Source organism: Pseudomonas sp. NFX183 (genome assembly GCF_047943075.1).
In the GTDB taxonomy this organism is placed as follows: domain Bacteria; phylum Pseudomonadota; class Gammaproteobacteria; order Pseudomonadales; family Pseudomonadaceae; genus Aquipseudomonas.
Map to the genome: position 1 here is coordinate 2,708,698 of NZ_CP181333.1, position 13,019 is coordinate 2,721,716.

The 13,019-nt window shown below is 60.9% G+C and carries 11 protein-coding genes; 3 read left to right on the forward strand and 8 right to left on the reverse strand.

Going from position 1 to position 13,019, the window contains the following annotated elements; all coding sequences use genetic code 11:
• Nucleotides 1-42 precede the first annotated feature (42 nt).
• The 4 genes from ACM530_RS12450 to ACM530_RS12465 form a co-directional block, all read right to left on the reverse strand.
• Entirely contained in the window at nucleotides 43-1,038 is a 996-nt protein-coding gene (locus tag ACM530_RS12450) for a FecR domain-containing protein (protein WP_416364871.1), read from the reverse strand.
• A complete protein-coding gene (locus ACM530_RS12455; RefSeq protein ID WP_124418608.1) occupies nucleotides 1,035-1,553 on the reverse strand; it encodes an RNA polymerase sigma factor in 519 nt (172 codons plus the stop codon). Before ACM530_RS12455 ends, ACM530_RS12450 begins: the two co-directional genes overlap by 4 nt.
• Nucleotides 1,554-1,653: 100 nt before the next feature.
• Nucleotides 1,654-2,361: a PolC-type DNA polymerase III gene (locus ACM530_RS12460; protein ID WP_242200698.1), complete on the reverse strand. Its 708-nt coding sequence runs from the start codon at nucleotides 2,359-2,361 to the stop codon at nucleotides 1,654-1,656.
• Nucleotides 2,358-4,292 (reverse strand): putative nucleotidyltransferase substrate binding domain-containing protein, encoded by a 1,935-nt coding sequence (locus tag ACM530_RS12465; protein ID WP_145157503.1) that lies wholly within the window; start codon nucleotides 4,290-4,292, stop codon nucleotides 2,358-2,360. The genes ACM530_RS12460 and ACM530_RS12465 overlap by 4 nt, the downstream gene beginning before the upstream one ends.
• Before the next feature lie 246 nt (nucleotides 4,293-4,538).
• Between ACM530_RS12465 and ACM530_RS12470 the strand changes: the two genes are divergently transcribed.
• Nucleotides 4,539-4,985 carry a response regulator gene (locus ACM530_RS12470; RefSeq protein ID WP_145157501.1) on the forward strand — a complete coding sequence of 149 codons (447 nt, stop codon included), beginning with the start codon at nucleotides 4,539-4,541 and terminating at the stop codon, nucleotides 4,983-4,985.
• A gap of 131 nt (nucleotides 4,986-5,116) precedes the next feature.
• Complete coding sequence (locus tag ACM530_RS12475) at nucleotides 5,117-5,485, forward strand: hypothetical protein (RefSeq protein WP_145157499.1); 369 nt, start codon at nucleotides 5,117-5,119, stop codon at nucleotides 5,483-5,485.
• A 61-nt stretch (nucleotides 5,486-5,546) separates the two neighbouring features.
• Here the strand turns inward: ACM530_RS12475 and ACM530_RS12480 are convergent, their stop codons facing one another.
• Nucleotides 5,547-7,724: a malate synthase G gene (locus ACM530_RS12480; RefSeq protein WP_416364872.1), complete on the reverse strand. Its 2,178-nt coding sequence runs from the start codon at nucleotides 7,722-7,724 to the stop codon at nucleotides 5,547-5,549.
• 388 nt (nucleotides 7,725-8,112) lie between these two features.
• Here ACM530_RS12480 and ACM530_RS12485 point away from each other — a divergent pair, with 388 nt between their 5' ends.
• On the forward strand, nucleotides 8,113-8,625 hold the full coding sequence (locus ACM530_RS12485) for a glycine cleavage system protein R (RefSeq protein ID WP_416364873.1): 513 nt from the start codon (nucleotides 8,113-8,115) through the stop codon (nucleotides 8,623-8,625).
• 222 nt (nucleotides 8,626-8,847) lie between these two features.
• Here the strand turns inward: ACM530_RS12485 and rarD are convergent, their stop codons facing one another.
• From rarD to ACM530_RS12500, 3 genes are all read right to left on the reverse strand, one after another.
• Nucleotides 8,848-9,732: an EamA family transporter RarD gene (rarD, locus tag ACM530_RS12490; RefSeq protein WP_416364874.1), complete on the reverse strand. Its 885-nt coding sequence runs from the start codon at nucleotides 9,730-9,732 to the stop codon at nucleotides 8,848-8,850.
• A gap of 190 nt (nucleotides 9,733-9,922) precedes the next feature.
• Nucleotides 9,923-10,897, reverse strand: coding sequence for a serine/threonine protein kinase (locus tag ACM530_RS12495; RefSeq protein ID WP_242200707.1), 975 nt, complete (start codon nucleotides 10,895-10,897; stop codon nucleotides 9,923-9,925).
• A 178-nt stretch (nucleotides 10,898-11,075) separates the two neighbouring features.
• A complete protein-coding gene (locus tag ACM530_RS12500; RefSeq protein ID WP_416364875.1) occupies nucleotides 11,076-12,974 on the reverse strand; it encodes a PhoX family protein in 1,899 nt (632 codons plus the stop codon).
• Between the last annotated feature and the right edge of the window lie 45 nt (nucleotides 12,975-13,019).

A 13,019-nucleotide genomic window follows, 5' to 3' on the forward strand; every position in this document is an offset into this window, starting at 1 on the left:
GAGAAATGACAGTTTTTTGTAACGTTTCGAGATAGGCTCGATTCAATTATTGCTAACCGAACCGCCTTGTGCCGGCCTTGCGACCACCTGGGTCCACCACGGTGTGTGCTGCTCGATCTGTACCGGCAGCGTCGGCAGCAGCGCGTTAAGCGCCAGCGTCGTGTCGTGCAGCGGGAAGCTGCCGGTGATGCGCAGATCGGCCACGGTTTTATCCACACCCAGATAACCGCTGCGGTAGCGGCTGAGGTCCTCGACGACATCGCCCAGGCGGGCGTTGTCGACCACCAGCATGCCGCGCGTCCAGGCGTCGGCGGCGGCAGAGACGGCACGCGCAGGGTCGAGGCTGTCGCTGCGCATCAGCACTTGCTGGCCTTCCTTGAAAATCTGTTCCTTGTGCAGCGCCTGGGGCTGAGCAGCCACGGCGGACTGCAGCACGCTCAGGCGTGTGGCATGGTCTTCGCGCTTGACGATAAACCGCGTCCCCAGCGCTCGCAGGCTGCCATCGCGGGTTTGTACATAAAACGGGCGCGCATCGTTGTGGCCGGTTTCGACCAGAATTTCGCCTTCCTGCAACACGATCAGCCGGCGTTTTTCGTCGAAACGCACATCGATGGCCGTGTGGGTATTGAGGTTGATCAGCGTGCCGTCCGCCAGTTTCAGCGTGCGTTGCTCGCCCGTGGCGGTGCGTTGGTCGGCCAGCCAATAATGGATCGGCACATAACGCTCGCCGGCAAACAAGGCCAGGGCGCAGAGCAGCGCGATGCTTGCCACGCCGCGTCCAAGTTTGCGCACGCGCTGGCGAATGCCTTCGCGCGACTGCAGCAGCGCTGCGCGCGCGGGCCCTGAGGCCACGCTGAAGCGCTGGTCGAGCATGCCCAGCTGGCGCCAGGCGCGCGCATGTTCTTCATCGCTGGCCAGCCATTTGGCGAATTCTTCCTGTGCAACGAAGCTGCCGTCATCTGAATCCAGAGACAGTTGCCACGCAATCGCGGCATCCAGCACGCGCGCCGAGACCGGCTTGGCGCTGACCACGCTCACAGCGGCTCGCCATACAGTGCGATGTAACACTGGCGAATGCCTTGGGCCAGGTACTGGCGCACGCGGGGCACCGACACGCCAAGACGCTGGGCAATGTCGGCGTGGCCCAGGCCGTCGAGGCGGTTATAGAGGAAGGCGGCGCGGGCCTTGCTCGACAGTTTGCCGAGCAAGCGGTCGATGGCCTTGAGGTCTTCGAGGATCAGTTGCTGTTCTTCCGGCGACGGGTGTTCGCTTTCCGGGATCAGCATCAGTTCAGTGAGGTAGGCCTGTTCCAGGGCCGCGCGCCGGAAGTAGTCGAACAGCAGCCCCTTGGCGATAGCCACCAGAAACGCCCGCGGCTCGCGGGGTTCGCGCAACTCGTCACGGCCCAGCAGGCGCATGAACGTGTCCTGGCTCAGGTCTTCGGCGCGGCTGGGGCAGGCCACATTGCGCCGCAGCCACGCCAACAGCCAGCCACGATGGTCGCGATACAACGCGCCAACAAGCTCAGTGTGTGGGGTCTGGACCGACGACAAGGCATCACCGAATAAACAAGAGGTTTAAACTAACGAGAATTATTCGCGATTGTGTCAGAGGCAAGGAACGCGCGCAATTGGCGTCTGTCGGGCGGTGCTATTAAAACGATGGCGCCTGTTTACGCCGTTTCCATTGGCTCACGCGCGTTTGAAGCGCCTGCGGGGAGTCGATGTGCTGCGCACGCGCACGGCTCAACAGGATGAGCATCAACTCTGCCGTGGCGAGGGCGTCGGCGCTGGCGTGATGGCGCTCACCGACCTGCAGCTTGAAGTGGTTGATCCAGTCGTCCAGCCCGGCTTCACGGATATTCGCGTCGGGGCACAGCAGCGGGGCGATGTCGGCGACGTCGAGGAACGGGTGCGCCAGGCGATAGCCCAGGCTGTCCTTGAGCGCGCGGCTCAGCATGTGTTGATCGAAAGGGGCATGGAACGCCAGCAGCGGGCTGTCGCCAACAAACGCCATGAAGTCCAGCAGCGCCTCGACCGGGTCGGTGCCGGCGGCGATGGCGCTGGGGCCCAGGCCGTGAATCAGCACGCTGGGGCTGAGCTTCGTTTCGGCACGGTGCAAGGTGCGCTCGAACATTTGCGAGAAATCCACCGCACCGTCCTCAATCACCACCGCGCCAATGGACAGCACGTGGTCGCGGTTGAGGTTCAGGCCGCTGGTTTCCAGGTCGACCACTACCCAGCGCTGGTTGCGCAAGGCGCCATCCCCCAGCACGGCAGGTGCGGGCAACTGCGCCAGGCGCCTCTGCTGAGTCGCGTCGAGCCCGGGCTTTTTCGCACGCAGCCAGCTGAACAAACTCACAGTTGGTACCGAAAGGTCAGGCTGCTTTGCAGGCGCTGCGCCTGACGCAGGGATTCACGCAGGATGCGCCGGTCCAGGTGGTTGAGGCTGTCGGGGTCGACGCGGTTGGAATACGGCTGATTCTCGCGGGTTTGCAGTTGGTGCTGCTGCATGCGGGTTTGCTGGATGAAGTGGTAGGCCTCTTCGTACGCGGCGCCGTCCAATCGCTCGATGACTTCTTTGTCCACCAACTGGCGCAGCCGCTCCAGGGTGTTGTTGGCGTGGATGCCGTTGGCCAGGGCCAGCAGGCGCGCGCCATCGACAAAGGGTGTGAGGCCCTGCACCTTGAGGTCGAGGGTGGCCTTTTCGCCACCTTTGCGTGTCAGCACAAAATCGCGGAAACGCCCCACCGGCGGGCGTTGACGCAAGGCGTTTTCGGCCAGCATGCGTTGGAACAGCCGGTTGTCCGCGACTTGATCGAGAATGCCCTGGCGCAGTTGTTCGCAGCCCTGTTCATCGCCCCACACCACGCGCAAATCGAAATAGATGCTCGACCCCAGCAGGTTCTCCGGCGTGGCCTCACGGATAAACGCCCCAAAGCGCCGCGCCCATTCGGCCCGCGACAGGCACAGTTCGGGGTTACCGGCCATGATGTTGCCCTTGCACAGGCTGAAGCCGCACAACGCCAGGCTCTGGTTGATCTGCTGTGCCAAGGGCAACAAGCGGCCGCGAATCTCGGCGGCTTCGGCGGCATCCTTGGCGTCGAACAGGATGCCGTTGTCCTGGTCGGTATACAGCGTCTGCTCGCGGCGGCCCTCGCTGCCAAAACACAACCAACTGAACGGCACGCCGGGGTCGCCCTTGTCGGCCAGGGTCAGTTCGATCACCCGGCACACGGTGTGATCGTTGAGCAGCGTAATAATGTGGGTGATCTGGGTGGACGAGGCGCCATGGGCGAGCATGCGTTCGACCAATTGGCCGATCTCACCGCGAATCGCCACCAGGTTTTCCACGCGTGGCGCATTGCGGATGGTGCGCGCCAAGTGCACCAGGTCCACCCGCTGCAGGGAAAACAGGTCGCGCTCGGAGACCACGCCACACAGGCGCTGGTCTTTGACCAGACACACATGGGCGATGTGCCGTTCGGTCATGGCAATCGCGGCGTCGAAGGCGCTGTGGTCCGGGCTCAAATAGAACGGCGCCTGGGTCATATGGCATTCGATGACCTGATTGAAGTCACTGATGCCATCGGCCACTACCTGACGCAGGTCGCGCAAGGTGAAAATCCCCAGAGGCGCCTTGTGTGCGTCGACGATCACGATGCTGCCCACTTGCTGCTCATGCATCAGTGTGACCGCCTCGCGCAGCGGCGTGCTCGGGCTGCAAGTGACCGGATGGCGCATGGCCAATTCGCCCAAGCGCGTGTTCAACGAGTATTGGGTGCCGAGGGTTTCCACGGCTTTTTGCTGCACCTGCTGGTTCACTTGGTCCAGCAGGCTGCTGACGCCGCGCAGGGCGAAGTCGCGAAACGGGCTCGAAAGCGCGAACAGCTTTATAAAGGCCGGCTTGTTCAGTTGCAGGCAGAAGGTGTCTTCGGCGGCCTTGTGCTCGGTGCGGGTCGCGCGTTCGCCCAGCAGCGCAGCGAGGGGGAAACACTCGCCGGTGGTGATTTCGAAGGTGGTTTGCGTCGCATCTTGATTGAGCAGCGGGCGCTCGCCGACCACGCGGCCTTGCTTGACGATGAAAAAGTGCTCCACCGGCCCGCCCGACGGTTTGAGGATGCTGTCGCCTTGGCCGTAGAAGCGCAGTTGGCACTGTTCGACCAGATACGCCAGGTGTGCGTTTTCCATCTGGTTGAACGGGGGAAAGCGTTGCAGGAATTGCAGGGTGCCGTGGATGTTCTGCAACACGGCGGTTTTTCCCGCCTGCGTGAAAGCATCAGCTTTACTCATAACAGTGACCGCAGTTTCTTGTCGTTATCGTCCTTTATGGTCGGCCCCCGTGCCCTGGGTGCCCATTGGACGTAAGTCTAGGTAGCGGTCAAACCATTGGCGACTAGGGAAAAACCTTACATGGCTATCGTGCAAACCCCGTAGAACGCCCACTAGTCAAACTTTCCGACGAAGTGCACATTGTTCGCCCTTCCGCAGATGTCTGACGAGTGTGCTGGGAGATTGATGAAAACTGCTGAGAAACGTATGCCCGACCACGATATTTTGAGTGATGCAGAGCGCGAGGCACTGAGCGCTGTGATGCTGGAGCCTGATTTACCGCCACAACGTGTGTTGATCGTCGACGACGACAAAGATGCACGCGAATTGCTGGCGGAGATTCTGGGCCTGGACGGCATTCGCTGCATGACCGCCGACAGTGGAGAGGCGGCGTGGGATTTGTTGAGCTCCAGCAGCTCCATCGGTTTGCTGATCACCGACCTGCGCATGGCGCCGAGCAATGGCCTGGAATTGATTCGCCAAGTGCGCAGCTCTCCTCGGGCGGCGCTACCGATCATCATCATGTCCGGGGACGCTGAAGCGCCGGATGTCATCGATGCAATGCACTTGAGTGTGGTGGACTTTTTGCTCAAGCCTATCGACAGCGTGAAGTTGGCGAAGATGGTCAAGCGCGAGTTGGGAATGGCGCAGTAACTTCCACTGGTCGGTATCAGGCGAGCACTGTCAATTCTGACAGTAGGCAAGCAATAGGTGGGGCTGTTTACTGGATGAGTGCGCGGCGGTCGGGAATGGTCGCCCCCTTCACTCACCACCAGGAGTCAGTCATGAAAATCGCTGGCAAGATTAAAGCGGACATTTTCCACAACGGTAAGCTTTTACGCACCACCAGCTCCACGAGCGTTTCGGGTGACAGTAATCACTTTCAAAGTACAGATTCTGCGACCCGTACTTCAGTCTCGATGTCATTTGTTCCCGCCATCGAGGATGGCACCACGACGTACAAGTTCGAGGAGGCTGATTCCAGATTCGGATGCAGCATGGGCGATATGCTTCTGCCTGTTGCCGGTACGGTTGAAGTGACGTCCGCCAACTCAACCGACAACTTAAAATATACGTTCAGTGGGAAGTTTAACGATGGAAGGCGCGACCTGGAGATCAAGGGGACGGCTGAGTTGAACTACCTCTATCCGTGACTTGATTGCTCTTGCAGGATCAGTCCCTGATCTTTTGATCAGGGACGTCTCCATTCGCTAGTTACACACCCATTTTGGCTTTGAACTCACGGCGCCGACGGTGTAACACCGGCTCGGTGTAACCATTGGGTTGCTTGGTCCCTTCAATCACCAACTCCACCGCTGCCTGGAACGCGATGTTGCTGTCGAAATCCGGCGCCAAGGGGCGATACAGGGCATCCCCCGCATTTTGACGGTCTACCACCGGCGCCATGCGCTTGAGGCTTTCCATCACTTGGGTTTCGTTGACGATGCCATGGCGCAGCCAGTTGGCGATGTGCTGGCTGGAGATGCGCAGGGTGGCGCGGTCTTCCATCAAGCCGACGTCATTGATGTCTGGCACTTTCGAGCAGCCGACGCCTTGATCGATCCAGCGCACAACATAACCAAGGATGCCTTGAGCATTGTTGTCCAGCTCGTTGCGGATTTCTTCATCGGACCAATCGGTGTTACTGGCCAGAGGAATGGTCAGGATATCGTCCACCGACGCGCGCTCGCGTTTGGCCAGTTCGGCCTGACGCGCGAACACATCGACCTTGTGGTAATGCAGCGCGTGCAGTGCAGCCGCCGTGGGCGAAGGTACCCAAGCGGTGTTGGCGCCGGCCAGTGGGTGAGCGATTTTCTGTTCAAGCATCGCCGCCATCAGGTCGGGCATCGCCCACATGCCTTTGCCGATCTGCGCACGCCCTTGCAGGCCGGTGCTCAGGCCGATATCGACGTTCCAGTTCTCGTAGGCGCCGATCCATTTCTCGGCCTTCATGGCCGCCTTGCGCACCATCGCGCCGGCCTCCATGGAGGTGTGGATTTCGTCGCCGGTGCGGTCGAGGAAGCCGGTGTTGATAAACACCACACGCTCGCTGGCGGCCTTGATGCAAGCCTTGAGGTTGACCGTGGTGCGGCGCTCCTCGTCCATGATCCCGACTTTGAGCGTGTTGCGCGGCAGGTTCAGCACGTCTTCGATACGGCCAAACAGCTCGTTGGTGAACGCAGCTTCTTCCGGGCCATGCATTTTCGGTTTAACGATGTACACGGAGCCGGTGCGGCTGTTCTTGCGGCTGCTGGTGCCGTTGAGGCTGTGGATTGCCGCCAGGCTGGTGAGCAGACCGTCGAGAATGCCTTCCGGTACTTCGTTGCCGTCTTTGTCGAGGATCGCGTCGATGGTCATCAAGTGGCCAACGTTGCGCACGAACAGCAGCGAACGGCCGTGCAAGGTCACGTCCTGGCCATCCACGCCGGTGTAGACGCGGTCGGGGTTCATGGTACGGGTGAAGGTCTTGCCGCCCTTGGCCACTTCTTCGGCCAGGTCGCCCTTCATCAGGCCGAGCCAGTTGCGGTAGATCACCACTTTGTCATCGGCATCCACGGCGGCGACGGAGTCTTCGCAGTCCATGATGGTGGTCAGCGCGGCTTCCATCAGCACGTCTTTGACGCCGGCCGCATCGGTCTGGCCAACAGGCGTGCTGGCGTCGATCTGGATCTCGAAATGCAGGCCGTTGTGTTTCAGCAAAATGGCGATCGGCTGGTCCGCCGGCCCCTGGAAACCGATCAGTTGTGCATCATCGCGCAGGCCGCTGTTGCTGCCGCCTTTGAGGCTGACGATGAGCTTGCCATCAGCGATCTTGTAGCCGGTGGAATCGACATGGCTGCCGGCGCTGAGCGGTGCGGCTTCGTCGAGGAAAGCACGGGCGAAGGCAATCACTTTGTCGCCGCGCACTTTGTTGTAGCCCTTACCCTTCTCGGCGCCGTCGGCTTCGCTGATGGCGTCGGTGCCATACAGCGCGTCATACAGCGAGCCCCAACGCGCGTTGGATGCGTTGAGGGCGAAACGGGCGTTCATCACCGGCACAACCAGCTGAGGGCCGGCCATGCGGGCGATTTCGTCATCGACGTTTTGGGTCGAGGCCTGGAAGTCTGCGGCTTCTGGCAGCAGGTATCCGATGTCTTGCAGGAAGGCTTTGTAGGCCACCGGGTCGTGGGCCTGGCCGGCGTGGGTCTGGTGCCAGGTATCGATCCGCGCCTGGAAATCGTCGCGTTTGGCGAGTAGGGCTTTGTTCTTCGGTGCCAGGTCGTGAATGACCTTGTCGGCGCCGGCCCAGAACTGGTCGGCAGTGATGCCGGTACCGGGAATGGCTTCGTTGTTCACGAAGTCGAACAGGACTTTGGCGACCTGCAGGCCACCGACTTGAACGTGTTCAGTCATTGCTTGCCTCACTCTGCGGAGCTTATGCGCTTTTCAGCTTTTCAATTTACCAATGAAGCCTCTGGCCATTTAAACCACGAACCCGATCCCCCAGTACATGCCGTTAAGGCGGCTGGGCTGGCGGGTTGTCGCGATACGTTGGTGCCTTGGCAGACATCGACCTAACGTTATGTAGTGCGCGGTTTTGCATACTACATGATGAGTTGCGGTTGTGAAAATTTGACTAAATACGTCGTTTAGCGACCCACTTTGGTCGTGCGGTCACAGTGGGGTATTGGATGTTCTCAAAAAACTATCAGATTGTTCCAGATAAATATAAAAATGGTACACGATTTGTTTTCGAGGGCGCCTGCGTCCACCTTGTAGATTGAATTCAGAGGGCTTCGCCATGGACCATCTTGTACTCACTATTATTGCCGCCGACAAACCCGGCCTGGTTGAACGCATTGCGCAGAATATTGCCGCCCACGATGGCAACTGGCTGGAGAGCCGAATGGCGCACATGGCCGGGCAGTTTGCCGGGATCCTGCGGGTCAGTGTTCCCGCCGAAAGTCGTCAGGGTTTGGTGAACGCGCTGGAGGACTTATCCACACACGGCATTCGCGTGCAGGTGGGTGAGGGCAGTTCAGGGCAGACCGCGGCGTCCAAGGCGATCCTGATGACGCTGGTGGGTAACGACCGTTCGGGCATCGTGCGCGAGATCACGGCGCTGTTGAGCAAGCAGGGGGTGAACCTTGAAAGCCTGAGCACGGATGTGCGCCCGGCGCCCATGAGCGGTGATCCGTTGTTTACCGCCGAGGCATTGCTGCAGGTGCCGACAGCGTTATCCCTGGATACCTTGCAACTGTCCCTGGAAACCCTGGCGGATGACTTGATGGTGGAGTTGCACCACGAAGAATAACGGCCCACAGGGTTATGCATGGAAATCTTGCATGGGCCTGTGGATAACCTGTAGAGACCCGGCGCCAGGCCACGCCGGCCGGGCTTCTTCTCGAGTTGAGCAAAAAACGAGCAGTTTCAAGGGCTTGTGCACAAATGGCGGGGATCAGGTTGTGGATAACCTTGGGGTTGATGTCTGCAAGCCAGGCCCGCTGTGGCTTGCAGAGGTTTGTACGTTATTTGATCAGCGTTTGCGGAGGGTCAGCCAGGCGTCCAGGCTGTAGACCACCAGGCCGGCCCAGATAAACGCGAACGCGATCAGCGTGCTGGTGGCCAAGTGTTCGCCGAACAGGAACACCGCTTCCAACAGCACCAGAGTGGGCGCCACATACTGCAAAAACCCCAGGGCGGTGTAGGGCAAATGCCGCGCAGCAGCGTTGAAACACACCAGCGGGATCAGCGTGACCGGGCCGGCCGCCACCAGCCACCAGGCTTCGGAAGTGCCCCAAAATTCAAGCTGTGCGCTGTGCGCCGACGGGTTGAACAGCAGCCAGGCGACAGCGATCGGCACCAGCATCCAGGTTTCCACCACCAACCCCGGTAGCGCCTTGACGGGCGCCTGCTTGCGGATCAGCCCGTAAAAGCCAAAGGTCAGCGCCAGCACCAGCGACACCCACGGCAAACTGCCCACCTGCCATACCTGCTGCGCCACACCCACCGCCGCCAGCCCGACGGCCATCCACTGCAAGCGCCGCAGGCGTTCGCTGAGAATCAGCATGCCCAGCAGCACATTCACCAGCGGATTGATGTAATAACCCAGGCTCGCTTCGAGCATGCGCCCGCTGTTGACCGACCACACATACGTCAGCCAGTTGGCGGCAATCAACGCACCGCTCAGTGCCAGAATCGCCAGGCGCTTGGGGTTATCGCGCAGTTCACGAAGCCAGCCCGGGTGTTTCCACACCATCAACAGCAAACCGCCAAACAGCGCCGACCACAGCACGCGGTGCACAATGATTTCGGCGGCGGGAACGCTGGCGATGGCTTTGAAATAGATCGGGAACAGGCCCCAGATGACATAGGCGCTCAGGCCCAGGATGTAACCCTTGCGGGGGTTGGCGGGTTGCATTGCAGAATCCTTGCATAGGCAGCTGACAAAGGCGCAATTGTAAGGATTTTTGTCAGGCGATGGGACGCTGCTTTTCTGTGGGAGCTTGCCTGCGATGGCGTTACCTCAATGTGACTAATACACCGAGGTGCCTGCATCGCAGCGATGCGGCGACCCGACAAGCCAGTGCCCACGAAGCGTAGCGGCAGGGTCAGAACAGTTTCAACGGTTCTTCATTGAGCGCCGACAGTTGTTCACGCAACGCCAATACCTGGTCGCCCCAATAGCGTTCGCTGCCGAACCACGGGAAGCTGTGAGGGAACGCCGGGTCATCCCAGCGCCGCGCAAGCCAGGCGCTGTAGTGCATCAGGCGCAAGGCGCGCAGGGGTTCGATCAGCGCCAGCTCGCGCGGGTCGAAGTCGTGGAATTCCTGATAACCGTCCATCAATTCCGACAGCTGGCCCAGGCATTCCTGGCGATCACCGGCGAGCATCATCCACAAATCCTGTACGGCCGGGCCCATGCGGCAGTCATCCAGGTCGACGATATGGAACATCTCGTCGCGGCACATCATATTGCCGGGGTGGCAGTCGCCGTGCATGCGGATGTTTTTGTGCGGCGTGGCTTTGTAGACCTCTTCCACGCGCTTGAGCAGGTCGCGGGCCACGGACTCGTAGGCTGGCAGCAGGCTTTTCGGAATGAAGTTGCCTTCCAGCAAGGTCGTGAGGGAGTCGTGACCGAAGTTCTTCACCCCCAACGCCTCACGGTGTTCGAACGGGCGGGTTGAGCCGACGGCGTGCAAACGGCCGAGCAGCTGACCCAGGCGATACAGCTGATCAAGATTGCCCGGCTCTGGCGCACGGCCACCGCGGCGCGGAAACAGGGTGAAGCGGAAACCCGCGTGTTCGAACAGGCTTTCGCCGTTGTGGATCAACGGGGCGACCACCGGTACGTCGCACTCGGCCAATTCGAAGGTGAAACGGTGTTCTTCAAGGATCGCTTCGTTGGTCCAGCGCTGCGGCCGATAGAACTTGGCGATCAGCGGTTCAGAGTCTTCGATACCCACTTGGTAGACGCGGTTTTCGTAGCTGTTGAGCGCCAGAATGCGAGCATCGCTGAGGAAGCCGATACTTTCGACAGCGTCGAGAACCAGGTCGGGGGTGAGTGTTTCAAACGGATGGGCCATGCGAACTCCTGCGCGCAGCAGGGCGCCGCGTCCGGCCCGGTATGGTAACGCACACGGCGATAGATAGGTGGTGTCTGTACTGGCCTCATCGGGGGCAAGTCCCCTCCCACAGCAGGCCGCGTTTAACCTGTAGGAACGCGGTCAAGTGTGGGAGGGGGCTTGCCCCCGATTGGGCCTATCAGGCGCCGACAATCCCACCATCATCGCGCCGAATCGCCATCACCGACGAACGCGGTTTGCCGTTCGGCAGATGCTCCGGCCAGGTCGACCCACCGGTTTCGCCCGGGTGCTGGATGCCCACAAACAGCGTCTTCTGATCCGGCGAAAAACTGATGCCGGTGACCTCGCACGCCACTGGCCCGACCATGAATCGGCGGATTTCCCCGGTGCTCGGGTCGGCGCACAGCATCTGGTTGTTGCCCATGCCGGCGAAGTCACCCGCGTTGCTGTAGTCGCCATCGGTGAGAATCCACAGGCGCCCGGCCTTGTCGAAACCCAGGCCGTCGGGGCTGTTGAACATGTTTTGCGGGTTGATATTGGACGAGCCGCCCTTCGGCGTGCCGGCATGCACACCGGGGTTGCCGGCCACTACAAACAGGTCCCAGGAGAACGTGTTGGAGCCATGGTTATCGGCATCGGCTTTCCAGCGCAGGATCTGGCCGTAGACATTTTTCTCACGCGGGTTCGGGCCGCCTACCGGCTGACCTTCCTCACCACGTTTGGCGTTGTTGGTGAGGGTGCAATAGACCTGGCCGTCGGTGGGGCTGACCACGATCCATTCCGGGCGGTCCATGCGCGTGGCCTTGACCACGCTGGCGGCCAGGCGCGCGTGGATCAGCACTTCGGCCTGGCTGGAGAAACCGGTGCTGGCGTCGATGCCGTTTTTGCCATGGCTGAGTTCGACCCATTGGCCGGTGCCCTTGGGGTGGTCGGCGTTGCCATCGCCTGCGTCGAAGATCGCCACATACAAGGTGCCGTGGTCGAGCAGGTCTTTGTTGGCCTTGGGGTTCTTGTGGTTGATCTTGTCGCGGCTGACGAACTTGTAGATAAACTCGCCGCGCTCGTCATCACCCATGTACACCACGGCGCGGCCATCGCGGGTTTCAGCCAGGGCGGCATTTTCGTGCTTGAAGCGGCCCAGGGCGGTGCGTTTGGTCGGCGTGGATTGCGGGTCGAATGGGTCGATTTCCACTACCCAGCCATGGCGGTTGAGTTCATTGGGGTTCTTGGCCATGTCGAAACGCGGGTCGTGTTGATGCCAGTTGATCTCTTTGCTGGCTGCCACCACGCCGTAGCGTTTTTGCCCGGCGTCGAAGGCCTGTTGTGGGTTGCTGCTGCCAAAGCAGTCGGTGAAGTTCTCTTCGCACGTCAGATAGGTGCCCCACGGGGTCTTGCCGTTGGCGCAGTTCTGGAAGGTGCCGAGGACTTTTTCACCGGTTTTGTCGGCGCGGGTTTTCAGCCAGTCGTGGCCGGCCGCCGGACCGCTCAGGCGGATCGGCGAGTTGCCGTGGATGCGCCGGTTGTAGCGCGAGTCCTGCACGAACTGCCAGGTGTCGCCCGTGCGCCGCACTTCGATCACCGACACTCCTTCACTGGCCTGAGCCTTGTGCACGTCTTCGGCCGATTGCGGCGCGCCGCCGTGGGCGTAGAGGTAACGGTAATTGGTGTATTCGTTGTTGATCGCCATCAGCGCGCGGTTGTCGTCACCGGGGAAGGCGAACAGGCTCATCCCGTCGTTGTTGTCACCGAACTGTTGCTCCTGGGCCTTGGCGGTGCCGTTGCCAGAGGGGTCGAACGCCGGCGCGTTTTTGTGCAATGGCTGGCCCCAGCTGATCAACACCGAAGCACTGTAGCCGGGTGGCAGGCTGATGGCGTCGCGGGTGTCGGCGGCGATGCTGGGGAAGCCCAGCAACGGGCTGCTGGACGCGGCGTTGACAGCCAGGGCGCTGCGGCTCAGCAGGTTGCCGCCGAGGAACATCGCGGCGCCGCACAAGGCCCCCGCGCCGATGAAACGGCGGCGGGTGAGGCCGACCATCTGTTCGAGGTCGGTGGCTTGGTTGTCTTCTAATAGGCTCATTTCAGGCTCCCTGCGGTTTTTGCAGACACCTTAAGGAGCGCGCGT